Origin of the sequence: Streptomyces sp. SCPE 10 (assembly GCF_051980735.1) — a bacterium.
In the GTDB taxonomy this organism is placed as follows: Bacteria; Actinomycetota; Actinomycetes; order Streptomycetales; family Streptomycetaceae; genus Streptomyces; species Streptomyces misionensis.
Genome location: NZ_CP197069.1, coordinates 3,522,760 through 3,545,612 on the forward strand (window position 1 = coordinate 3,522,760; position 22,853 = coordinate 3,545,612).

General features: G+C 72.2%; 22 protein-coding genes. 11 read left to right on the forward strand and 11 right to left on the reverse strand.

Annotated features, from left to right (window positions below; genetic code table 11):
* Positions 1-92: 92 nt before the first annotated feature.
* Positions 93-1,211, forward strand: a complete 1,119-nt coding sequence (gene serC / locus ACSP97_RS16350; protein ID WP_355321802.1) for a phosphoserine transaminase — start codon at positions 93-95, stop codon at positions 1,209-1,211.
* An 8-nt stretch (positions 1,212-1,219) separates the two neighbouring features.
* Here the strand turns inward: serC and ACSP97_RS16355 are convergent, their stop codons facing one another.
* Entirely contained in the window at positions 1,220-1,708 is a 489-nt protein-coding gene (locus ACSP97_RS16355) for a hypothetical protein (protein WP_440558074.1), read from the reverse strand.
* A 50-nt stretch (positions 1,709-1,758) separates the two neighbouring features.
* Positions 1,759-2,727: a WD40 repeat domain-containing protein gene (locus ACSP97_RS16360; RefSeq protein ID WP_440558076.1), complete on the reverse strand. Its 969-nt coding sequence runs from the start codon at positions 2,725-2,727 to the stop codon at positions 1,759-1,761.
* Between the two features lie 114 nt (positions 2,728-2,841).
* Between ACSP97_RS16360 and ACSP97_RS16365 the strand changes: the two genes are divergently transcribed.
* Positions 2,842-3,543: an SGNH/GDSL hydrolase family protein gene (locus ACSP97_RS16365; protein ID WP_355148061.1), complete on the forward strand. Its 702-nt coding sequence runs from the start codon at positions 2,842-2,844 to the stop codon at positions 3,541-3,543.
* Between the two features lie 119 nt (positions 3,544-3,662).
* Positions 3,663-4,655: an aldo/keto reductase gene (locus tag ACSP97_RS16370; RefSeq protein ID WP_440558077.1), complete on the forward strand. Its 993-nt coding sequence runs from the start codon at positions 3,663-3,665 to the stop codon at positions 4,653-4,655.
* A 185-nt stretch (positions 4,656-4,840) separates the two neighbouring features.
* Here ACSP97_RS16370 and thpR read toward each other — a convergent pair whose 3' ends face one another.
* Positions 4,841-5,413, reverse strand: a complete 573-nt coding sequence (thpR, locus tag ACSP97_RS16375) for an RNA 2',3'-cyclic phosphodiesterase (RefSeq protein WP_355148065.1) — start codon at positions 5,411-5,413, stop codon at positions 4,841-4,843.
* 207 nt (positions 5,414-5,620) lie between these two features.
* Here thpR and ACSP97_RS16380 point away from each other — a divergent pair, with 207 nt between their 5' ends.
* A complete protein-coding gene (locus ACSP97_RS16380) occupies positions 5,621-5,746 on the forward strand; it encodes a hypothetical protein (protein WP_440558079.1) in 126 nt (41 codons plus the stop codon).
* 20 nt (positions 5,747-5,766) lie between these two features.
* On the opposite strand, the gene ACSP97_RS16385 is transcribed toward ACSP97_RS16380, so the two are convergent.
* Both ACSP97_RS16385 and ACSP97_RS16390 read right to left on the reverse strand, forming a co-directional pair.
* Positions 5,767-7,110, reverse strand: a complete 1,344-nt coding sequence (locus ACSP97_RS16385; protein ID WP_355148067.1) for an MFS transporter — start codon at positions 7,108-7,110, stop codon at positions 5,767-5,769.
* A 27-nt stretch (positions 7,111-7,137) separates the two neighbouring features.
* Positions 7,138-7,575 carry a MarR family winged helix-turn-helix transcriptional regulator gene (locus tag ACSP97_RS16390; protein ID WP_070023960.1) on the reverse strand — a complete coding sequence of 146 codons (438 nt, stop codon included), beginning with the start codon at positions 7,573-7,575 and terminating at the stop codon, positions 7,138-7,140.
* 155 nt (positions 7,576-7,730) lie between these two features.
* Here ACSP97_RS16390 and ACSP97_RS16395 point away from each other — a divergent pair, with 155 nt between their 5' ends.
* Entirely contained in the window at positions 7,731-7,913 is a 183-nt protein-coding gene (locus tag ACSP97_RS16395; protein WP_070024482.1) for a ribbon-helix-helix protein, CopG family, read from the forward strand.
* Between the two features lie 22 nt (positions 7,914-7,935).
* Here ACSP97_RS16395 and ACSP97_RS16400 read toward each other — a convergent pair whose 3' ends face one another.
* Positions 7,936-9,393 (reverse strand): NCS2 family permease, encoded by a 1,458-nt coding sequence (locus ACSP97_RS16400; RefSeq protein WP_355148069.1) that lies wholly within the window; start codon positions 9,391-9,393, stop codon positions 7,936-7,938.
* 184 nt (positions 9,394-9,577) lie between these two features.
* On the opposite strand from ACSP97_RS16400, the gene ACSP97_RS16405 reads away from it, so the two are divergent.
* Both ACSP97_RS16405 and ACSP97_RS16410 read left to right on the forward strand, forming a co-directional pair.
* Positions 9,578-9,835: a DUF2530 domain-containing protein gene (locus tag ACSP97_RS16405; protein WP_146466848.1), complete on the forward strand. Its 258-nt coding sequence runs from the start codon at positions 9,578-9,580 to the stop codon at positions 9,833-9,835.
* Positions 9,836-9,895: 60 nt separating this feature from the next.
* A complete protein-coding gene (locus ACSP97_RS16410) occupies positions 9,896-12,298 on the forward strand; it encodes an HAD-IC family P-type ATPase (RefSeq protein WP_440558083.1) in 2,403 nt (800 codons plus the stop codon).
* A 3-nt stretch (positions 12,299-12,301) separates the two neighbouring features.
* Here the strand turns inward: ACSP97_RS16410 and ACSP97_RS16415 are convergent, their stop codons facing one another.
* The 5 genes from ACSP97_RS16415 to ACSP97_RS16435 form a co-directional block, all read right to left on the reverse strand.
* Entirely contained in the window at positions 12,302-13,084 is a 783-nt protein-coding gene (locus tag ACSP97_RS16415; protein ID WP_355148073.1) for a hypothetical protein, read from the reverse strand.
* A 197-nt stretch (positions 13,085-13,281) separates the two neighbouring features.
* A complete protein-coding gene (locus ACSP97_RS16420) occupies positions 13,282-14,193 on the reverse strand; it encodes a hypothetical protein (protein WP_355148075.1) in 912 nt (303 codons plus the stop codon).
* Between the two features lie 142 nt (positions 14,194-14,335).
* The gene (locus ACSP97_RS16425) at positions 14,336-17,548 is read right to left on the reverse strand and encodes a sacsin N-terminal ATP-binding-like domain-containing protein (RefSeq protein ID WP_440558086.1); all 3,213 of its coding nucleotides are present in this window, start codon (positions 17,546-17,548) and stop codon (positions 14,336-14,338) included.
* 40 nt (positions 17,549-17,588) lie between these two features.
* On the reverse strand, positions 17,589-18,050 hold the full coding sequence (locus ACSP97_RS16430) for a GNAT family N-acetyltransferase (RefSeq protein ID WP_355148206.1): 462 nt from the start codon (positions 18,048-18,050) through the stop codon (positions 17,589-17,591).
* Positions 18,047-18,973, reverse strand: a complete 927-nt coding sequence (locus tag ACSP97_RS16435; protein ID WP_355148079.1) for a DUF3027 domain-containing protein — start codon at positions 18,971-18,973, stop codon at positions 18,047-18,049. The genes ACSP97_RS16430 and ACSP97_RS16435 overlap by 4 nt, the downstream gene beginning before the upstream one ends.
* Before the next feature lie 285 nt (positions 18,974-19,258).
* Between ACSP97_RS16435 and ACSP97_RS16440 the strand changes: the two genes are divergently transcribed.
* From ACSP97_RS16440 to ACSP97_RS16455, 4 genes are all read left to right on the forward strand, one after another.
* Entirely contained in the window at positions 19,259-20,650 is a 1,392-nt protein-coding gene (locus tag ACSP97_RS16440) for an MFS transporter (protein ID WP_355148081.1), read from the forward strand.
* A 133-nt stretch (positions 20,651-20,783) separates the two neighbouring features.
* Positions 20,784-21,260, forward strand: a complete 477-nt coding sequence (locus ACSP97_RS16445; protein ID WP_355148083.1) for a DUF2771 domain-containing protein — start codon at positions 20,784-20,786, stop codon at positions 21,258-21,260.
* A gap of 23 nt (positions 21,261-21,283) precedes the next feature.
* Positions 21,284-22,003 (forward strand): futalosine hydrolase, encoded by a 720-nt coding sequence (locus ACSP97_RS16450; RefSeq protein ID WP_440558088.1) that lies wholly within the window; start codon positions 21,284-21,286, stop codon positions 22,001-22,003.
* Entirely contained in the window at positions 21,993-22,841 is an 849-nt protein-coding gene (locus ACSP97_RS16455; protein WP_355148085.1) for a 1,4-dihydroxy-6-naphthoate synthase, read from the forward strand. Before ACSP97_RS16450 ends, ACSP97_RS16455 begins: the two co-directional genes overlap by 11 nt.
* Positions 22,842-22,853: the final 12 nt, after the last annotated feature.

Sequence of the window (22,853 nt, forward strand, 5' to 3'; positions counted from 1 at the left end):
CGTACGACCCGACAAGTCCGGGTCCTGACGATCTCGTCTCATCCGACGGACACGGTTCCGTCCCGTTTCGCCCAGCCGATACCCTCCGAGACGTGGCCGACATCCAGATTCCCGCTGACATCAAGCCCGCCGACGGACGCTTCGGTGCGGGCCCCTCCAAGGTGCGGACCGAGGCGCTGGACGCCCTCGCCGCCACCGGAAGCTCCCTGCTCGGCACCTCCCACCGCCAGGCGCCCGTGAAGAACCTGGTGGGGAAGGTCCGCGAGGGGATCTCCGAGCTGTTCTCCCTGCCCGAGGGCTACGAGGTGATCCTCGGCAACGGCGGCTCCACCGCCTTCTGGGACATCGCCACCCACGGACTGATCGACAACAAGTCCCAGCACCTCAACTTCGGCGAGTTCTCCTCCAAGTTCGCCAAGGCGGCCAAGCTCGCGCCCTGGCTGGCCGAGCCGACCGTGATCGCCGCCGACCCCGGCACGCACCCGGCGCCGGAGGCCGAGGCGGGCGTCGACGTCTACGCCTTCACCCACAACGAGACCTCCACCGGTGTCGCCATGCCCATCCGCCGGGTGACCGGCGCGGACGAGGGTTCCCTCGTCCTGGTGGACGCGACGTCCGGCGCGGGCGGCCTTCCGGTGGACGTCGCCGAGACCGACGTCTACTACTTCGCCCCGCAGAAGTCCTTCGCCTCCGACGGCGGCCTGTGGATCGGTGTCTTCTCCCCCGCCGCGATCGAGCGGGCCGAGCGCGTCCACGCGTCCGGGCGGCACATCCCCGAGTTCTTCTCGCTGCCCACGGCGATCGACAACTCGCGCAAGAACCAGACGTACAACACGCCGGCCCTCGCCACGCTCTTCCTGCTCGACCAGCAGCTGGAGTGGCTCAACGGGCAGGGCGGCCTGGACTGGGCGACGGCCCGCACGAAGGACTCCTCGACCCGCCTCTACAGCTGGGCCGAGGAGTCGAAGTACGCGACCCCGTTCGTCACCGACCCGGCCAAGCGGTCCCAGGTCATCGGCACGATCGACTTCTCCGACGAGATCGACGCCGCCGCCGTGGCCAAGGTGCTGCGCGCGAACGGCATCGTGGACACCGAGCCGTACCGCAAGCTCGGCCGCAACCAGCTGCGCATCGCCATGTTCCCGGCGATCGACCCGGCGGACGTCGAGGCGCTGACCAAGTGCGTCGACTACGTGATCGAGAAGCTCTGACCTCTCGGCTACGACGACGAAGGGCGCCCGGTCACCACCGGGCGCCCTTCTTCTTGCACCCCCCGCGCACCCTGCTCCCCGACGAACAGCTCTTCGGCACTCGCCACACTCAGGGAGCGGTCCAGCCAGGTCTCCAGCACGTCGAGGTCGGCGCAGGCCATGACCCGCTCGCGGACGGACTCGGAGACTTCGACACCCCGCGCACGCAGCACCCGAAGAACAGCCTTGGCCTCGCCCTTCGCCTCGCCCCGCATCTCGCCCTTCGCCTCACCATCGGCATGCACCTTGCGCCACGCCTCCTCCATCACGGAGCCGCCGCCGGGGAAGACCGGGGTGTACGCGTCCATCAGCTTCCTCCAGTAGTCACGGGCCGGGCCCTCGCCCTGGTCCGGTTTTCCCTGCGACTCCACGGCGAGCAGAAAGCCGCCGTCATCACCGACCGTATGGACCCGGAAAAGGCTGTCCACCCGAGTTCGAGTGGCCTGGGTCTTCGGCATATGCCACCGAGCAGAAGGCCCAACCGCCCCGCCCGCCCGGCACGTTCGCGTCACCTTCCGCGGCGTCGCAGTCTTCCCACTCCCGCCAGGGCCACCAGCACGACGGCGAGCGCGGCGGCGCCGAGAGGCAGGCTCTTGTTTCCCCTCGTGTGGGTGTCGGAGGAGCCGTTGCCCGTCGACGGGGAGCCGCCGGGGCGGTCGGGGGCGTCCTTGGCGACCACCGCGCTGCCGGCGCCCTCGCTGCTGTACAGCAGCTTCGTGCCGTCGTCGGAGTAGGTGACGCCCTCGCCCTGGCCCTGGAGGGGGACGTCGAGGGTGCCTGCGCGTTCGATGTGGCCGTCGTTCCAGGAGTAGTAGATGCCGCCGAGGTAGCCGCGCACGGCGAGCTGCCCGCCGTCGGGGGAGAACGCGGCGTCGGTGGCCCACAGGTCGATCGGGGCGATGGGCTTGAAGACGTTGCTGCCCTTGGTGGACAGGGTGGCCGGGCCCTCGTAGAGGTGGCCGCCGTCCTCCTTCTTGTCGATGATGTAGACGCGCCCGGTCTTCGGGTGCACGACCATCGACTCGGCGTTGCGCGGCCCGTCGGCGTACTTCACCACGTACTGCGTGGCCGTGATCGTCTGGTCCTGGAGCACCTTCGGCTCGGGCAGCCGGTAGATCCAGACATAGGGCCAGCGGCCGTCGAAGTTGTCGCCGATGTCCCCGACGTAGATCTCGTCGTGCGGCCCGATGGAGATCGCCTCGACGTCCCGCGGGGAGCCGACGCCCCGCAGCGTCACCCGGGCCACGGTCCGCCCGGTCCGGCTGTCGACGGCGTAGATGTACGGCCCGTCCCCGCTGTCGTTGTGCGTCCAGTAGATGCCGGGATGCAGACGGGAGGCGGCGAGCCCGCTGGACTCGGCGATCCTCGGGTCCTTGAGGGTGAACCCCTGGTCGCCGGCCCCCTCGGCGGCGGAGGCGGGCAACGCACAGGCGCCGGCCAGCAGGACGGCGGCGAGCAGGGCGAACGGTCGGCGCATGGGCCAAGACTGCCATTGCCGCCGGTCGTTCGGCCCGCCGCCCGCGCCCGCACGTGGCGGGCCTCACACGGCCCCGCGTCCCACCCCGCGGCCGTGATCGTCCATCATGAGCGGATGCTCAGGTTCATGCCCGTGGGCGACTCCATGACGATCGGGAGCGCGGGCGAACACACATGGCGTCACCGGCTGTGGCAGCTCCTTCGCCGTACGTACGACCCCGCCGTCACGCTCGTCGGCCCGCGCGAGACGCTGTACGACAAGCAGTCCGGCGCGCCGACGTCCCTCGACTACGCCGACCCCGATTTCCCCCGCGCCCACCTCGCGGGCTGGGGCGAGGGCTGGCTGCACATGGCCCCGCTGGTCGGCGGGGCGGTCCGGGAGTGCCGGCCGGACGTCCTGCTCGTCTCGCTCGGCCTGATAGACCTCGGCTTCTACACCAACGCCGAGCAGACCGCCGAGAACGTCCGGGCCTTCATCGCCGCCGCCCGGGACGCCGACCCGCGCGTCCGCATGGTGCTGCTGCCGGTGATCCCCAACATCCGCGCCGAGACGGACGCCCCCTTCGCCGAGCAGGTGGACCTCTTCAACGACCTCCTCGCCAAGGCGGCCGCCGACCTGGACGAGCCCCGGTCGCCGATCCTGCTGGCATCGCCACCGCAGTCGTACGACATCCATGTCGACACCTACGACGGCACCCACCCCAACGCGAGCGGCGAGCACCGGATCGCGGAGGCGTTCGCCGGGGCGATGCGCGAGGCGTGGGGAATCGGTACACGGAGCCCAAGGAGGACTCCTACGCCTGCGAACTGCGCGTGAACCACGGGACCGACGTCGACATGACCGCGCTCGGTCTCCTCGTCAGGACCACGCACTTCCCCCGCGGACGACCACCCGCCCTTGCCTGGAGCGCACTCCAAGCCGTTGGCTTGGTGACCATGAAGTACACGCAGCTTGGACGCACCGGACTCAAGGTCAGCCGACTGGTCCTCGGCACGATGAACTTCGGGCCGCAGACGGACGAAGCCGACAGCCACGCGATCATGGACGCGGCGCTGGACGCGGGCATCAACTTCTTCGACACCGCCAACATCTACGGCTGGGGTGAGAACAAGGGGCGCACCGAGACCATCATCGGCAACTGGTTCGCCAAGGGCGGCGACCGCCGCGACAAGGTCGTCCTCGCCACCAAGGTCTACGGCAACATGGCCGGCGACGGCGAGGCCTGGCCCAACCACGACAAGCTCTCCGCGCTGAACATCCGGCGCGCGGTGGACGCCAGCCTGAAGCGGTTGCAGACCGACCACATCGACCTCTACCAGTTCCACCACGTCGACCGGAACACCCCCTTCGACGAGATCTGGCAGGCGATCGACACCCTCGTCCAGCAGGGCAAGATCCTCTACGCCGGTTCCTCCAACTTCCCCGGCTACAAGATCGCCCAGGCCAACGAGACCGCCGCCCGTCGCGGCGGCACCATCGGCCTCGTCAGCGAGCAGTGCCTGTACAACCTCGCCGAGCGGCGCGCCGAGATGGAGGTCATCCCGGCCGCGCAGGAGTACGGCCTCGGGGTCATCCCCTGGTCCCCGCTGCACGGCGGACTGCTCGGCGGTGTGATCAAGAAGGAGGTGCAGGGCGGGCGCCGTGCCTCCGGCCGCGCCGCCGACACCCTCGCCGACCCGGCGGCCCGCGCGCGGATCCAGTCCTACGAGGACCTGCTCGACAAGCACGGCCTGGAGCCCGGCGAGGCCGCGCTGGCCTGGCTGCTCACCCGTCCCGGGGTCACTGGCCCGATCGTCGGCCCGCGCACGGCCGAGCAGCTGGAGTCGGCGCTGCGCGCGGTGGAGCTGGAGCTGAGCGAGGAAGTCCTCGCCGGCCTGGACGAGATCTTCCCGGGCCCGGGCCCGTCCCCGGAGGCCTTCGCCTGGTGACACCGGGCGGGCGGACGCCCGCGAGGGGCGGGGAACCGCGCGGTCGGCCACGACCGGCCGCGGCCGGTGCGGGCCGCGGTTCCCCGCCCCTACCGCACCGCCGCCGCCACGGCAACGACCACCAACATCAGCACGAGCGCACCGGCCATGATCCGGTTCCGGGTTTTCGGTTCCACGCATCGAGCCTAACCGGACGCCCCGCACTCCCAGCGCCCGACCGCCTCGTACCGAGGCTGCTCGCCCCGCACCCCCGACGTCGGCAGGTTGCTGCGCACCAGCGCCAGCTCGGTCACGGTCCAGCTCCGGCCGGCGAACGCGCGCAGCAGCTCGACGTACGGCTTCACGTCCACCGCCTCCCGGCCGCGCGCCAGTGTCAGGTGGGCCTGGTAGCGGCGGTGCTCCCCCATCGGCACCCCGGCCTTGCGGCCCGCCGCCTCCGCCCGGTCGGCGAGCAGGCGCAGGGCGGCCACGTCGCCCGAGGCCCCGGTCCACAGGGCGCGGCCGTGGCCGAACTGGCCGCCGCCGGCCAGGGCCAGCTCGAAGGGGGCGGTGCGGTGGGCCGCGCGGGCGAGACGGTCCGCCAGACCGGGCAGGAGGTCGTCGGCGACCTCGCCGTAGAAGGCGAGGGTGAAGTGCCAGCCGGGGCGGCCCGTCCAGCGCAGTGCGTCGGCGCCCGGCAGCCGGCGCAACCGGTCGACCTCGACGGCGAGTTCGGCGGCGATCTCCTGCGGCGGCAGAACGGCGGCGAAGAGTCTCATCCCCTCACCATCCCAGAGACATCCCGGCGGCGACCCCGATGTGTCCCGCGGCAGCCCCCGAGACAGCCCCCGACGCGTCCACCGGGGCATCCCTGGGACATCCCGGAGACCTGGCGGGCCGGACATCGCGTCCCGGGCGCGTGGGCAGGATCACCGCCATGACGAACGGCCGAGGCGATCCGGCGGGCGGGGGTCTCGCCGCTGCGAGTGGACCGCTCCGCGGGCGGCGACGGCGAGCTGGTCGCCTCCTACGAGCGCCAGGGATTCGGGCGCACCGGATCCTCCGGCCAGGGCGGCCGGCCGGGGCGGGTGCCGTCCCGGGGGGTGCGGTAGCCGCACCCCCCGGGAGACGGTCACACGGCCGTGGCGAGTTCCTCGCGCTCGCGCTGGACGAAGCGCAGGCGCGGGTGCCCCCCGTGCCAGCCGACCGACAGCCGCAGGCCGCCGACGCGGGCGAGGATCAGGCCGATGGTGCCGGCCGCGAGCGCGGAGACGACACCGCCGAGGGCGAAGCCGGCCCGGGCGCCGTAGGTGTCGGTGATCCAGCCGATCACCGGGGCGCCGAGCGGGGTGCCGCCCATGAAGACCATCATGAACAGGGACATCACCCGGCCGCGCATGGCGGGGTCGGTGGCCATCTGCACGGTGGTGTTCGCGGTGACGTTGACCGTGAGGCCGCAGATCCCGATCGGCACCATGAGCACGGCGAACAGCCAGTACGCGGGGGCGAGGGAGGCCACGACCTCCAGCACCCCGAAGGTGAGCGCGGCGAAGATCAGCAGCCGCATCCGGGCCGAGCCGCGGCGGGCGGCCAGCAGGGCGCCGCCGAGGGAGCCCAGGGCCATCAGCGTGTTCAGCAGGCTGTAGCCGCCGGCGCCCACGTCGAACACGTGGTCGGCGAAGGCGGACAGCCACACCGGGAAGTTGAAGCCGAAGGTGCCGATGAAGCCGACCAGGACCACGGGCCAGATCAGCTCGGGGCGGCCCGCGACGTACTGGAGGCCCTCGCGCAGCTGGCCCTTGGCCCGCGGGGTCCGCTTGACCGGGTAGAGCTCACGGGCGCGCATCAGCAGCAGGCTGGTGATCGGCGCGGCGAAGGACAGGCCGTTGGCGAGGAACGCCCAGCCGGTGCCCACACCGGTGATCATGAGGCCGGCGACGGCGGGGCCGACGAGCCGCGCGGACTGGAAGTTCGCGGAGTTCAGGCTGACCGCGTTGTGCAGCTGGTCGGGGCCGACCATCTCGGAGACGAAGGACTGCCGGGCGGGGTTGTCGACCACCGTGGCGAGCCCGACGAAGAACGCGGCGAGATAGACGTGCCAGACCTGGACGTGACCGGTGAGCGTCAGCGCGGCGAGCGCGAGGCCGCTGAGGGCCATCGAGGACTGGGTGACCAGGAGCGCGGGGCGCTTGGGCAGCCGGTCGACCAGGACCCCGCCGTAGAGACCGAACAGGAGCATCGGCAGGAACTGCAGGGCCGTCGTGATGCCGACGGCCGCGGAGGAGCCGGTGAGACTGAGGACGAGCCAGTCCTGGGCGATGCGCTGCATCCAGGTCCCCGTGTTGGAGACGACCTGGCCGGTGAAGAACAGGCGGTAGTTCCTGACCTTCAACGAGCTGAACATCGAGGACTTGCGGGCGGGGGTAGTAGGGGCGGTGGGTGCGGGGGCGGAAGGTGTTCCGGATCCCGTACTCAACAGGGTTCGCCTCCTTCAGGGGCTTGCTTACAGGTGTGCGAGCTTTTCCAGCACGGGAGCGGCGGCGCGCAGCTTGGCCCACTCCTCCTCGTCGAGACCGTCGGCGAGGTTCGCCAGGAACGCGTTGCGCTTGCGGCGGCTCTCTTCGAGCATGGTCTCGGCCTGCTCGGTCTGGGTGACGACCTTCTGGCGCCGGTCCTCCGGATGCGGCTCCAGCCGGACCAGGCCCTTGGCCTCGAGCAGCGCGACGATGCGGGTCATCGACGGCGGCTGGACGTGCTCCTTGCGGGCCAGCTCGCCCGGCGTGGCCGAGCCGCAGCGGGACAGGGTGCCGAGCACCGACATCTCGGTGGGGCTCAGCGACTCGTCGACCCGCTGGTGCTTGACCCGGCGGGACAACCGCATCACGGCGGAGCGAAGGGCGTTCACGGCGGCAGCGTCGTCGCCATGGGTGAGGTCCGGCATGTTCTTTAGAGTAACTCATTACTCTAGCTAAAGACCAATGGGGCGCGCCGGGATGCCCGTGATCCAGGCCACTGAAACCCGTCGATCACCCGTATGGGTGAGCCGGTGCCGGAAAGCGACGCGCCGGGAGACCGGCTGTGGCGACCCTCGTACCCATGGGGACCACTGTGCTGAGCCTGCGGATAGACGGGGAGCTGCTCGAACGGCTCCGGCGGCACGCGGCGAAAAGAGGAATGAGCGTGCAGGACTATGTGGTCCGCACGCTCATTCGGGACGACTTCGACCAGCGGTTCCAGACCGCGGTCGAGGAGACGGAGAAGTTCTACGGCGTCACCTGAGGACGCCGTGGAACGGGTCGGCTCAGGTCAGGCCCAGGGCCGGCATCAGGTAGTAGAAGGCGAAGACCGCCGAGACGACGTACATCGGCACCGGGATCTCCCGGGCGCGGCCCGCGGCCAGGCGCAGGACCGTGAAGGTGATGAAGCCCATGCCGATGCCGTTGGTGATGGAGTAGGTGAACGGCATCATCAGCATCGTCACGAACGCCGGGATCGCGATCGTGTAGTCGGCCCAGTCGATCTCCTTGACCGAGTTCGACATGATCAGGAAGCCGACCGCGATCAGCGCCGGGGTGGCCGCCTGGGACGGCACCATCGTGGCGATCGGGGTGAGGAAGAGCGAGATGGCGAACAGACCGCCGGTGACCACGTTGGCGAGACCCGTGCGGGCGCCCTCGCCGACGCCGGCCGTGGACTCCACGAAGGCGGTGGTGGCCGAGGAGGAGCTGGCGCCGCCCGCCGCGACCGCGAGGCCGTCCACGAACAGCACCCGGTTGATGCCCGGCATGTAGCCCTGGGCGTCGGTCAGCTTGGCCTCGTCGCTGATGCCCATGATCGTGCCCATCGCGTCGAAGAAGCACGACAGCAGGACGGTGAAGACGAACAGGACACCGGTCAGCACGCCGACCTTGGAGAAACCGCCGAACAGGCTGACCTGGCCGACCAGGCCGAAGTCGGGGGTGGCGACCGGGTTGCCGGGCCACTTCGGCACCGTCAGGCCCCAGGACGGGACCTTGGCGATCAGGTTGATGACCACCGCGAGGACGGTCATGCCGACGATGGAGATCAGGATCGCGCCCGGCACCTTGCGCACGATCAGCACGAAGGTGAGCAGCGCGCCCAGGACGAAGATCAGGACCGGCCAGCCGGTGAGGTGCCCGCCGGTGCCGAGCTGGAGCGGGACGGTGGTCTGAGCGACGTCCGGGATGCGGCTGACGAAGCCGGAGTCGACCAGGCCGATCAGCATGATGAACAGGCCGATACCGATCGAGATCGCCTTGCGCAGGCCGAACGGCACCGCGTTCATCACGCGTTCGCGCAGGCCCGTGGCGACCAGCAGCATCACCACGAAGCCGGCCAGGACGACCATGCCCATCGCGTCCGGCCAGGTCATCCGGGGGGCCAGCTGGAGCGCGACGACCGAGTTCACGCCGAGGCCGGCGGCCATCGCGATCGGGACGTTGCCGATGACACCCATCAGCAGGGTGCTGAAGGCGGCCGTCAGCGCGGTCGCCGTCACCAGCTGGGCGTTGTCCAGATGGTGACCGTACATGTCCTTCGCGCTGCCCAGGATGATCGGGTTCAGCACGATGATGTAGGCCATCGCGAAGAAGGTGGCCAGACCGCCCCGGAACTCCCGCGCGATGGAACTGCCGCGCTCGGAGATCTTGAAATAGCGGTCGAGGGAACCGCCGGCGGACGACGGACCGCCCCCCGGCTTCTCGGGGGTGGGGACCTTGGCAGCTGCCGAGGTGGACATGCGAGACCTCATCACCGACAGGGTTCCCCCGAGCCCCGTTGGAGTTTCATACGATTAGAAGCGGTCAAAGACAAACGGTTTCAGTATGAACGTATGAGCCACTAGATCGCTATCTCCGCGCGTAGATTCGGGGCGGCCCCGGTCGGACCGGAGGGCCGCCCGATCGCCTCGTAAGCTGTGCGCCATGGCCAAGTGGATCCCCCAGCACGAGGCGCCCGAGCCCCTGGAGGGGCCCGTGGTCGCCACCATCACCGGCGGCACGATCGTCTGGTTCGTCCTGTTCCTCGTCCAGCTCCCCTTCTACGGCTGGTTCCGGGACCACGGTCATCTGTGGTGGCTGTGGACGTGCCTGGCCGGCGGCGGGCTCGGCCTGATCGGCATCTGGTACGTGCGCAAGCGGGACGCCGCCATCAAGCGGGCCCGTTCGGCATCGGCCGACTGACCCCGGCCGGGGACCCGGGCCGGGTGGGCGCGCGGGCAAAGGCCACGTAACGTCGGATACATGAGCCATATAGACGCCGGCGCCGAGCTCGATCCGGTACACCCGGTGGCCCTGCCCCGGACCCGGGCGACAGGGCTGACCGGCGCGGAGGTGGCGGAGCGGCGCGCGCGTGGCCAGATCAACGACGTACCCGTGCGCAGCAGCCGCTCGTTCGGCGAGATCGTCCGGGCGAACGTCTTCACCCGGTTCAACGCGATCATCGGCGTGCTGTGGGTGATCACCCTGTTCGTCGCGCCGATCCAGGACAGCCTCTTCGGCTTCGTGATCCTCGCCAACACCGGCATCGGCATCCTCCAGGAGTGGCGGGCCAAGCAGACCCTCGACTCGCTCGCGGTGATCGGGGAGGCCCGGCCGACGGTGCGCCGGGACGGCACGGCCGCCGAGATCCCCACCGACGAGATCGTGCTGGACGACCTCATCGAGATCGGGCCCGGCGACAAGGTCGTCGTGGACGGGGTGTGCGCCGAGGCGGACGGGCTGGAGATCGACGAGTCCCTGCTCACCGGCGAGGCCGACCCGGTGGTCAAGCGCCCCGGCGATCCGGTGATGTCCGGCAGCTTCGTCGTCGCGGGCGGCGGTGCCTTCACCGCGACCAAGGTCGGCCGGGAGGCCTACGCCGTCCAGCTGGCCGAGGAGGCGTCCCGCTTCACGCTCGTCCACTCCGAGCTGCGCACCGGCATCTCCATCATCCTCAAGTACGTCACCTGGATGATGGTCCCGGCGGCCCTCGGCCTGGTCGTCACCCAGCTCGTGGTGAAGAACGACGACCTCAAGGGGGCCGTGGCCCGTACCGTCGGCGGCATCGTCCCGATGGTCCCGGAGGGGCTGGTGCTGCTCACCTCGGTGGCCTTCGCGATCGGCGTCATCCGGCTCGGCCGCAAGCAGTGCCTCGTCCAGGAGCTGCCGGCCATCGAGGGCCTCGCCCGCGTGGACACCGTCTGCCTGGACAAGACCGGCACCCTCACCGAGGGCGGCATGGACGTCACCGAGCTGCGCCCGCTGAACGGCGCCGACGAGGGTTACGTGCGCAAGGTGCTCGGCGCGCTCGGCGAGTCCGATCCACGGCCCAACGCCTCCCTCCAGGCGATCATCGACGCCTACCCCGAGAACGACGAGTGGCGCTGCGTCGAGTCGCTCCCCTTCTCCTCCGCCCGCAAGTACAGCGGGGCCGCGTTCAGCGAGGGCGACGGCGAGACCAGCACCTGGCTGCTCGGCGCCCCGGACGTCCTCCTCGGCGCCGACGACCCGGCGCTGGCCGAGACCGAGCGGCTCAACGAGCAGGGGCTGCGGGTGCTGCTGCTGGCCCGGGCGCGGCGCGACCTGGACGACGCCGCGCCCGCGCGGGACGCCCGCCCCACCGCCCTGGTCGTCCTGGAGCAGCGGCTGCGGCCCGACGCGGCCGACACCCTGCGCTACTTCGCCGAGCAGCGGGTCAGGACCAAGGTCGTCTCCGGGGACAACGCCGTCTCGGTCGGCGCGGTCGCGGCCAAGCTGGGCCTGGACGGTACGGCGACGGACGCGCGGCGGCTGCCGCAGGACCGGGCAGCGATGGCGGACGCGCTGGACGCGGGGACCGTCTTCGGGCGGGTCACCCCGCAGCAGAAGCGGGACATGGTGGGCGCGCTCCAGTCGCACGGGCACACGGTGGCGATGACCGGGGACGGCGTGAACGACGTGCTCGCGCTGAAGGACGCGGACATCGGCGTGGCCATGGGCTCCGGCTCGGAGGCCACCCGGGCGGTGGCGCAGATCGTGCTGCTGGACAACAGCTTCGCGAGCCTGCCGTCGGTGGTCGCCGAGGGCCGCCGGGTGATCGGCAACATCACGCGGGTGGCGACGCTGTTCCTGGTAAAGACGGTCTACTCGGTGCTGCTCGCGGTGCTGGTGGTGTGCTGGCGGGTGGAGTACCCGTTCCTGCCCCGCCATCTGACCATGCTCTCCACCCTCACCATCGGGGTCCCGGCCTTCTTCCTGGCCCTGGCGCCCAACAAGGAGCGGGCGAGACCGCACTTCGTGCACCGGGTGATGCGGTACGCGATCCCGGGCGGTGTGGTGGCCGGCGTGGCGACCTTCGTGACGTACCTGATCGCCCGGCACCACTACGCGGGCTCCGGCTCCGGACAGCTGGAGGCGGAGACCAGCGCCGCCACGCTCACCCTGTTCCTGATCTCCATGTGGGTGCTGGCGATCATCGCCCGCCCCTACACCTGGTGGCGGGTGACGCTGGTGGCCGCGATGGCCGCGGCCTTCCTCCTGGTGCTCGTCGTACCGGCACTCCAGGACTTCTTCGCGCTGAAGCTGGTCGGCCTCGCCATGCCGTGGACGGCGGTGGCGATCGCGGTGGTGGCGGCGGCCGCCCTGGAGTTCCTGTGGAAGTGGGTCGCCCGCCGCTTTCCCGGCTAGGACCTACTGCACGTCGACGTAGTCGCCCGCGGCGGAGACGGACGAGGTGGTGGAGGTGCCCGCGAAGCTGTAGCGGTAGTAGCCGTCGGACCCGGCCGTGACCGTGGTCTTCAGGGCGCCCGTCGAGGACGAGGTGATCGTCTTGACGGTGGTGTAGGTGCTGGTGCCCGCCTTGCGGAACTGGAGCTTGACGGACTGGCCGGAGAAGCCGGCGTAGGTGCCCTTGTTCCAGTCGGCGCGGGTCAGCTTGCCGGTGACGGTGAGCGTCCTGCCCTTCTTGACCGGCTCGGGGGTGGCGTCGGCGGTGAGCTTGGCGGCGCGGCGGACCGGGACGGTGCCCAGGTCGTTCTGCCACTTCGAGCCGCCGGAGGTGTTGACGGCGAGCCCGCCCTCCTTCCAGGTGCCGGCGTCGGAGTCGTACAGGTCGGCGGCCGTGACGGCGAGGGTGGCCGAGCAGTTCACGGTCGTGGCGTCGACCTTGGTGCAGGTGCCCGGGTCGTCGCTGATGAACTCGTTGTCGGCGGCCTTGGCCGAGGTGCCGCGGTAGAGCACCGGGCCGGTGGCGATGCCGGACATGGAGAGGGTGCTGGGGTGCGTGACGGTGTAGGTCACCTTGACCTTGACCGTGGAGGTGGCCCCGACGGTGATGGCCTTGCCGGCGTTCACCTTCATCTTCGAGAAGGTGACGTTGGGGGCCGTCGTGCCGGCCGCCTGGGCGGTGGGCACGGCGAGGGCGGAGAGCGCCAGGGCGCCGAAGACGGCGGCCGCGGTGGCACGTATGCGCATGTGCGTTCCCTCGGAGGGAGAAGTGATCGTGGAGTCGGTCGACTCGGGTGATCAGATCCACGAGTCCGGGGGTGAGTTGTACGGCAAGAGCGCGAACCGGCCATTTTTTGTCCGTCCGTTACCTTGTCCCGCACAGACCGAGGCCCCGGTGGCGTGGTGCGCCACCGGGGCCGGGCCGGGTCCGCTCCGGCGAGGGGTTACTTCACGTCGACGTAGTCACCCGCGGCGCTGACCGCCGGGGTGGTCGAGGTGCCCGCGAAGGAGTACCGGAAGTAGCCGTCGACCGTGGCCTTGGTCGTCGTCTTCAGGTTGCCCGTGGAGTCCGTCTTGATGGTCTTCAGGGTGGTGTAGGTGCTGGAGTTCTTCTTGCGGAACTGCAGCTTGACCGGCTGGCCGGTGTAGCCGTGGTACTTGCCGTCGTCCCAGTTGGCGCGGGACAGCTTGCCCACGACGGTGATGGTCTTGCCCTTCTTCACCGGCTCCGGGCTGGCGTTGACCGTCAGCTTGGAGTAGCGCTGGAGCTTGAAGGAGTTGGTCGGGTCCTTCACGGCCACGCCGACCTTGTCCAGGTCCGGGTCGGAGGGGTTCTGGCCGTTGAAGGCGACCGCGTACGCGGCGGCCTTCCAGCTGCCGGCGTCCTCGCTGAGCAGCTCGGCCGGGTCGATGGACACGGTGGCCTTGCAGTTGGCCACGGTCGCGGAGGAGTCCGTGCAGGACCCGTTGGTGCTGTCGTAGAACCAGATCGAGTCCTCGAAGGAGGTCCCGCGGTACAGCTCGACGGCCGCGAAGAAGTCCTTCGCGTGGATCTTGACGTCCGTGCCGTGCGTCAGCGTGAAGGACACCGGCACCTTGACCACGTTGGTGGTGCCGACGGCGATGTTCTTGCCGTTGTTCACCTTCACGTTGGAGAAGGTGGCGTTCAGCTGGTACGGCGTGCCCGAGGCGACGGCGGCGAAGGACGAACGGCCCTGGTGGGCGGTGTGGGCGACCTTGCTCACGGAGTTCTCCGCGGGCACCCGCGTCTGGTCGGCGGCGTGGGCCGCGGGCAGGGCGAGGGCGGAGAGGGCCAGGGCGCCGGAGACGGCGGCCACGGTGGCACGAATGCGCATGTGCGGTTCCCCTGCGTACGTAGTGTTGAGGGAGTCGGATGCGACTCCGACTCGTCAGACACCGCACACAGGGGAACGGTTGTACACAATCTGAAGAAACTGTAAGAGAGTTCTGAAGGTCGGCCGAAAGGGGCTCGGCGGGTCAGTCGAACCAGCGGTCCCGGGCCAACTCCTCGGTGCGGGACGGGTCCTCCAGCAGGGCCGCCACCTCGAACCGGCGCGGCCACTGCCCCGCAGCCCAGGCGAGGCCCGCGGCGACCCCCTCCAGGGTGGCGGCATGCAGCACCCCGTCGTCGGTCAGCCGCCAGTCGATCTCGACGCCGTCCACGACCAGTTCGCCGTGTTCGACGTACGTCTCGGGCGTGCGCGGTCCGAGCAGCACCCGCACCGGCTCCGGCACGTCGTGCTCGGTGCCCTCGGAGTGCACCTCGCCGGTGACGGACTCGCTGAGCCGCCGCACCTGGAGCAGCTCGGCCAACTCGGCGGCCAGGGACGGCCGTACGGGCAGCAGGGGCACACCGGAGGTGAAGGGAAGCAGGTCCGGGGAGTCGACCACCACGGCGTCCGCGGCGTCCACGACCGTGACCCGGCCGTCGAGCACGGCCCGCAACTCGTCGGGCAGCGTGACCTGTTCCGGGTCCAGTTCCGCCAACGCCGTGTACAGACCGTGCAGTTGGGCGGCGGTGACCGGGCGGTCCGGGTCGGCGAGGCGGTCCAGCAGCTCGGCGGCGCCGCCCGGCTCGTCCAGGAGGGCGCCGACCGAGGTCCGCACCCCGAGCGCCCGCAGCACCTGCTCGTCCTCGAACCCGGTGGCGTCGGCCTCGTCGTACAGCCCGCGCAGCAACGGGTCGCCGCCCGCGGCCCGCAGGCCGGCGGGGCGCCGCCCGTCGAGGACCGGGTGCCCGCGCAGCCACCACGCGGTGTACGACCGGACGATTTCGTGGGTGCCGTCGGGCAGCAGGACGCGCACCGGCTGGGTCAGCGCGTCCCGCAGCGGCGGCCGGGCGAGCAGCGAGAGGGCCTCGGGCCAGTGGTCGTCGGCCACCAGGTCGAGGTCGCGCACGGCGACGAGTTCGGTGGCGACCGGCGGCACGGGGCTGTCCGGGAAGCGGTCGAGGATGTCCTCGCACCACACGTCCACCGCGTCCAGCAGCCCGGCGTCGTCCGGTTCGGCGAAGTCGCCCTCGCGGGGCTCCAGTTCGTCGGGGTCGAGGACGACGTCGGTGGCGCGCACCAGGGCGAATCCGGCGAGCACCCCGCAGGCGGTGAGCGGCTGTTCGCCCCATCGCTCGGCCAGTTCGCGGGAGACCGTGGGCAGTTCGTCCTCGCGGATCACCCGGGCGAAGGGGCTGCCGGGGTACACCAGCTCGCCGGCGGGGACGAGTTCGCCGTCCTCGTCGGGCAGCGCGAGGGCGCCGAGCCAGGGTTCCGCACCGGGCTCCAGGCCCGCGTCCCGCACCAGCCCGAGGACGGTGTCGGCCAGTTCCTCGGCGTCCGGGGCGTCCTCCTCCCAGGTGAGGCCGCCCTCCTCGTCCAGCGAGGCGGCGACGGCGGCCCGCACCTGCGGGGTGGTGAGCACCGCGCGCGGGGTGGCGGGCAGCGCGCCCAGCTTCTCCAGCAGGGGGTGCACGGCGTCCTCGTGGGCGACCTTCAGCCCGAGCCGGCCGAGCACGTCCACGTCGATCCGGGCGCCGTCGGGGGTGGGCAGCAGCACCTGCCGCGGGCCGATCGTGGTCCGGCCGTCGGCCAGCGGCACGGGCAGCCCGGACAGCCGGTCCGGGTCGATGCCGGCGAGGCTGTCGTAGAGCCGCCACCACCAGTCGGGGTCCTTCTCCAGACCGGCCAGCCGGTCGATGGCGTCGGCGAGCGGGAGCCGGGCCACGCCGAGCATGCGCAGCTCGGCGCGCCGCTCCAGGCCGGCCGGCAGCAGGGTGGGCAGCACCTCGGCGAGCACCCGCACGGTGTCGGCGCCCGCGCCCTCCACGATCTCCGCGTCCCGGGGCCGCAGGGCCTGCGGCAGCTCGTCCTCGCCACCCTCGCCGCCCTCGCCGTACGCACCGTCCCCGCCGGGCAGCGCGGGCGGCAGGAAGGCGGTGCGCGGCAGCCGCTCCAGCAGGGCCTGGCGCAGCGCCCCGTCCAGCTCGCCCTTGCCCAGCGGTCCGGGTACGAGGTCGACGGCGCCCTCCGTCACCGGCCGCCACCCGGCGAGCAGCGCGGCGTAGGCGTCGGCCGCGCGCTGCACCAGGAAGTCGGTGAGCGGGCCGGGCGCGGTGTGCCGGCGGGTGGTGTCCAGGGGGAAGGAGGCGATGAGCAGGGCGGGGACGCCCAGGGGTTCGTCGCTGGGGGTGGGGGCGTGCACCACGGGGGCCGTGCGGGGCCGCAGCGGACGGCCCTCGTCGTCCTCCGGGACGGCCCAGGTCACCGACCAGTGGGGGCGCAGCCGCTCCTCCACCGGCCGGTCGGCGAGGAGTTCGGGGTCGAGGGGGCCGTGGGCGGTGGTGGTCCGCCAGCGGGTGGTGCCCTCGCGGGAGTCCTCGACGACGGTGACGGCGCCCTCGGTGCGGCGGCACAGGGTGCGGGGCGCGTCGCCGTTCACCTCGATGACGACCTCCGCCAGACCGGGGAGGGTCAACAGCAGCGCGTCGTCCACGGCGTGCAGCAGCCGCTCGGCGAGGTCGGCGGCGGCCGCGTCGCGCAGCGGCAGGATGACGGCGGTGTCGTACGGGTCGGGGGCGGTGCCCTCGGCGGCGAACGGCAGCCGCAGCAGGGGGACGTGGCCCGCGCGCCGGCGGACCTCGTCACCGAGTCCGGGGCTGTGCCGGGCGGTGTCGGCGGCCAGCTCCCGGGCCTCGTCGAGGGACCAGCGCACCCCGCCGTGCCGGCCGACGAGCGCGGGCTCGTCCGTCACCGAGAGGACGGCGGCGAAGCCGACGCCGAACCGGCCCACCGCGCCGTGCGTGGACTCGGCGTCCCGCTTGGCGGAGGCGCGCAGGGTGGCGAGGGACTCGACGCCCGCCGCGTCCAGCGGGGCGCCGGTGTTGGCCGCGACCAGGACGTTGTCGCGCAGGGTGAGGCGGAGGCGGCCGGGGGCCCCCGAACGGGCGGCGGCGTCCGCCGCGTTCTGCGCCAGCTCGATCACCAGGCGGTCGCGGTAGCCGCCCAGGACCAGGTCCTCCTCCGCGTTGGCGTCCTCGCGGAACCGCGCGGGGCTGGTGGCCCAGGCGTCGAGGACGCCGCGACGCAGCCGGGCCGTCCCGAAGGGATCGGCACCCTCGGCCGCCGGCCGCACGTACTTGCTGCTCACGTTCACACTCCTCGTCGACGTGAGGAAGAAGGTACAGCGCGCCGCCGACATCGACGGTCCGGTGCGGGGCGCTTCGGCGGTGCCCGCCGGGTCAGGACACCCGCAGGCGGTAGACCTGCCGGGAGCCGCCCTCCGGGCCGGGGGCGGCCGGCTCGCCCGGGGTGAAGCCGAGGGCCGTGTAGAAGGCGCGGGCGCCGCTCGTCACCGCGCCGGGGTGGTCCGGGCCGAAGGTGACGACCTCCACGGTGGCGGGGGGCCGCACGAACCGCCGCAGCGACTCGGCCAGCAGGGCGCGGCCCACGCCCGTGCCCCGGGCCCGTTCGCTGACGACCAGCCAGTGCACCTGGTGGACCGGGGCGGTACCGCCGAACAGGAGGGCGCCGAGCGGGCCGGGGCCTTCGGCGACCAGGGCCGTGCCGCCGGCGGCGCCCCGCAGCACGGCGTCGGTGAAGCCGGGGTCGTCCACCATCGGGCCGAACCAGTGCTCCACTTCGGCCGCCAGCGCGAGGAAGGCGGGCAGGTCGGTGTCGCGCGCGAGCCGGATCACGGTCAGGAGTGGCCCAGTTCCGCGGTCTCCTCGTCCGGCGCCTCCGGCACCGAGCCGGAGTCGCGGGCCGGGTGCAGCGGGAAGGGCTCGACGCGGGTCTCGTCGACGACCGGCGGGGCGGGCTGCGGGGGCTTGGGCATGACGGCCGCCTCGGAGTGGGCGCCGCAGCCGTAGGCGAGGGAGACCACCCGGCCGTCGGCCGGGGAGAACTCGTTGGCGCAGACGCCGAAGGCCTGACCGAGGGAGCCGCCGATGGGCGTCAGGAAGCCGCAGGTCATGCAGGTGGCCGGGGCCGCCTGGGCCATCGGCGTCTTCGGGCCGAACGCCTCCTCCCAGCGGTCGGCCGCGCTGTGCAGGCCGTACCGGGACAGGACGCGGGCCCGGCGCATGCCCAGTTCCTCGGCCACCGCGGCGATCGAGCCGCGCGAGGGCGCGGCCGGCTGGGCCGCGGGGGCGCCCGGGGTGACGTCGGCGTCCTCGGCCTCCGCCAGTTCGGCCATCTCCTCGGACATCACCGAGTTGGGCGGCGGCTGGTCCTCGCCGGTGTAACCGGGCTCCAGACGCAGGTCGTCCTGGTCGGTGGGGAGCAGGTCGCCGGGGCCGAGGTCGCCCGGGCGCAGCCGCTCGCTCCACGGCACCCACTCGGGCGCGAGCACGGCGTCGGGGCCGGGCAGCAGCACCACCTCGTCCAGCGTGACGAGCTTGGCGCGGGAGGCGCGGGCCACGGTGACGGCCCAGCGCCAGCCCCGGTAGCCCAGCTCCTTGCACTCGAAGAAGTGCGTGACAACACGGTCGCCCTCGGAGACGAGGCCAGTGTGCTCGCCGACCACACCGGGCGCGGCCGCCTCCTCCGCGGCGCCCCGGGCGAGGTCGACCGCCTCGGCGCACAGACGGTCGGGGGTGCGGCTTCGCGTTGTCGCTGCGCTCACAGGTATCGCTTCTCTCCTACGCCGTCTCGTCAAGGCGGCTGCCTCCGGCGGGGTTGGCCGACGGAGCGGACCTCAGGACCGCATCGACGTCTGCATCCGCGCGCTGGGCGCACCTCTGCCATCCATTCTGCGTTATGGCTGAGATACGCACGCTACACCGAACAGGATTCGTTGCCGCTCGACGGCATTCTCCCCCACCCGGCCCGCCCCTCTCGCCGGTCCGGCGGGTGCGGTTCGCCGCCATACGTGCCGTATCCGCACTATCCGGAGGGTTCTCGGGGCACTATGAACCTCGTGGCGACCGCGGACAAGCGTGGGGTTCGGGGTGGCGGTGTCCGCCGGGGAGGCGGCGCCGTCCGGTCCGTCGGGCGTGCCCTGCACTTCCCCGTCACCGGCGCCGCGCGCGGCATCCGCCGGGCCACGCACGCGCACGGCGCCGGCGAATCGGGCCTCGGCAAGCTGATCGAGCTGCACGCGGTGAACGGCGCCGGGGACGTCATGATCACCGTGGCGCTGGCGTCCACCGTGTTCTTCTCGGTGCCGACCGACGAGGCGCGCGGGCGGGTCGCGCTGTACCTGGCGATCACCATGGCGCCGTTCACCGTGCTCGCCCCCGTGATCGGCCCGCTGCTGGACCGGCTGCCGCACGGGCGGCGGGCCGCGATGGCGGCGGCCATGCTGGCGCGGGCGCTGCTCGCGCTGGTGATCTCGGGCGCGGTGGCGACCGGCAGCCTGGGGCTGTATCCCGCCGCGCTCGGCGTGCTGGTCGCCTCCAAGGCGTACGGCGTGGTGCGCAGCGCCGTCGTACCCCGGCTGCTGCCGCCCCGGTTCTCGCTGGTGAAGGCCAACTCGCGGGTGACGCTGGCCGGGCTGCTCGCCACCGGGGTGGCCGCGCCGATCGCGGCGGGGCTGCACCGGATCGGCGACCCCTGGCCGCTGTACGGCGCCTTCCTGATCTTCGCGGGCGGTACCGCGCTGTCCTTCTCGCTGCCGCCCAAGGTGGACTCGGCGCGGGGCGAGGACGTGGCGCTGCTCGCGGCCGGCCCGCCACGGGGGCCGCACCGCAAGCGGCAGGGGAAGCGGCCGGTGCTGCGGGCCGTGGGGTCCACCGTGACGCACGCCCTCGCCGCCAACGCCGCCCTGCGCTGCCTGTCCGGCTTCCTGATCTTCTTCCTCGCCTTCCTGCTGCGCGAGCATCCGCTGGCCGGTCAGAGCGCGGCGGTCTCGCTGGGTCTGGTGGGCGTCGCGGCCGGTGCGGGCAACGCGCTGGGCACGGCGGTGGGGGCATGGCTCAGATCACGCGCCCCGGAGATCATCATCGTGACGGTCATCGCGGTGGTCCTGGGCACGGCGGTCGTGGCCGCGCTCTTCTTCGGGGCCGTCCTGGTCACCTGTCTCGCCGCCGTCGCCGGGTTCGCGCAGGCGCTGGCCAAGCTGGCGCTGGACGCGCTGATCCAGCGGGACGTGCCGGAGCTGGTGCGTAGTTCGGCGTTCGCCCGCTCGGAGACACTGCTGCAGATGGCGTGGGTGTTCGGCGGCGCGGTCGGCATCGTGATGCCGCTCAACGGCACGGTCGGGCTGCTGGTCGGCGCCGCGTTCGTGGCCGTCGGCTGGCTGAGCACGCTGCGCGGCCTGGTCCGTTCGGCGCGCCACGGCGGCCGGGCCCGGATGGCGTGAGAACGGCGGCCGAGGTGACGGCGGGTGACGGCCCGGACACGGCCGGGTTGTCGCGGACACGACTGGCGTAACGAACCGGGCACGCCGCACCCCACGTGGCCGGGCGGCTCCGGGCGCCCGATAGCCTTCGGCCATGACCACGCTGCAATCCGTTGTGCGACGCCGCCGCGCCGTCGCCGCCGCCGGCGCCGTTTCCGCCGGACTGCTCGTCCTGTCGGGCTGCTCCAAGCCGACCCCCGTCGCGTCGCTCACCGTCGGCGGGGACACGGTCCACTCCGAGGCCCTCTGCTACAACGACGGCAACAAGCTGACCGCCGCCTCGCTGAAGACCTGCGCCAAGAAGGTCGACGAGGCCAAGGCGATCTCGCTCAGCGACGTCGACACCCTGCGCATCGGCGTCGACCCGAAGATCGCGGACGCCGGATGGGCCGTGCTGATCAACGGTCAGCCGTTCATCAACTACAACACCTCGACGTACCGCACGCTGCCGAGCGACGCGTTCTTCAACAGCCGGTACAACACCGGCGGCGACACCAACTCCGTGGTGATCCAGATGGGCTCCAAGGCGACCCAGGGCGTGTGGTCCTTCAAGGTGAAGAAGAAGGCCTGATCACCACGTCCGCACGTGTCCTCGTGGCCACTGCGGTCCCGGTCGAACGGGACGCGGTGGCACAGGCGTTCCCCCGACCGGCCCAGGAGCTGCCGCTCCCGGGCGCGGTGCTCCGCCGTACGGCCACCGCCGCCGGTCCCCCGGCCACCGCCGTGGTCGATCTGCTCGCCGCCGGGGTCGGACCGGCCCGGGCCGCCGCCTCCACCGCCGCCGCGCTGACCGCGGCCGCCCTCGACGGCGCCCCCTACGACCTGGTCGTCTCGGCCGGGATCGGCGGTGGCTTCGCGCCCGGGGCGCCGCTCGGCTCCCTCGTCGTCGCCGACGCCATCACCGTGGCCGACCTGGGCGCCGAGACCGCCGACGGCTTTCTGCCGGTCACCGAACTCGGCTTCGGGACCGTCACCCACCGCCCGCCGGAATCACTCGTACGGGCCGTGGCCGAGGCCACCGGTGCCCGTATCGGCACGGCGCTGACCGTGTCCACCGTGACCGGCACCGCCGACCGCGCCGCCGCGCTGCGCGCCCGGCACCCCCGCGCGCTCACCGAGGGCATGGAGGGCTTCGGCGTCGCCGAGGCCGCCGCCGCCCAGGGGGTGCCGGTGCTGGAGATCCGCGCGATCTCCAACCCGGTCGGCCCCCGCGACCGCGCCGCCTGGCGCATCGGCGACGCCCTCGCCGCCCTCACCGCGGCCTTCGGGAAGCTCGCGCCCGCATTGGAGAGTTGGAAACCGCATGACCAGTGAGCAGTTGCAGATCGCGTACTCGCCCTGCCCCAACGACACCTTCGTCTTCGACGCCCTCGCCCACGGCCGCGTCCCCGGCGCGCCCGCGCTGGACGTGACCTTCGCCGACATCGACATCACCAACGGCATGGCCGAGCGCGGCGAGTTCGACGTGCTGAAGGTGTCGTACGCCGTCCTGCCGTACGTCCTCGACGAGTACGCGCTGCTGCCCTGCGGGGGCGCGCTCGGCCGGGGCTGCGGTCCGCTGGTGCTCACCAAGGAGGCCGGCGCCGACCTGACGGGCCGTACGGTCGCGGTGCCCAGCGAGAAGTCGACGGCCTATCTGCTGTTCCGGCTGTGGGCGGCCGACACGGTGCCCGGGGGGGTCGGCGAGATCGTGGTCATGCCGTTCCACGAGATCATGCCGGCCGTGCGGGACGGCAAGGTGGACGCCGGGCTGGTGATCCACGAGGCCCGCTTCACCTACCAGAACTACGGGCTGCACAAGCTCGCCGACATGGGCGAGCACTGGGAGCGGACCACCGGGCTGCCGATCCCGCTGGGCGCGATCGTGGCGAAGCGGTCGCTGGGCGCCGAGGCGCTGACCCGGCTCGCCGACTCGGTGCGCGCCTCCGTGCGGGCCGCGTGGGACGACCCGGAGGCCTCCCGGCCGTATGTGATGGCGCACGCCCAGGAGATGGACCCGGCCGTGGCCGACCAGCACATCGGGCTGTACGTCAACGAGTTCACCGCGGACCTCGGCGAGGACGGCTACGCGGCGATCCGGGGGCTGCTCACCCGGGCGGCGGCCGAGGGACTGGTACCGCCCCTCGGCCCGGACGCACTCGCGTTCCCCTGACGGGAGCCGGAC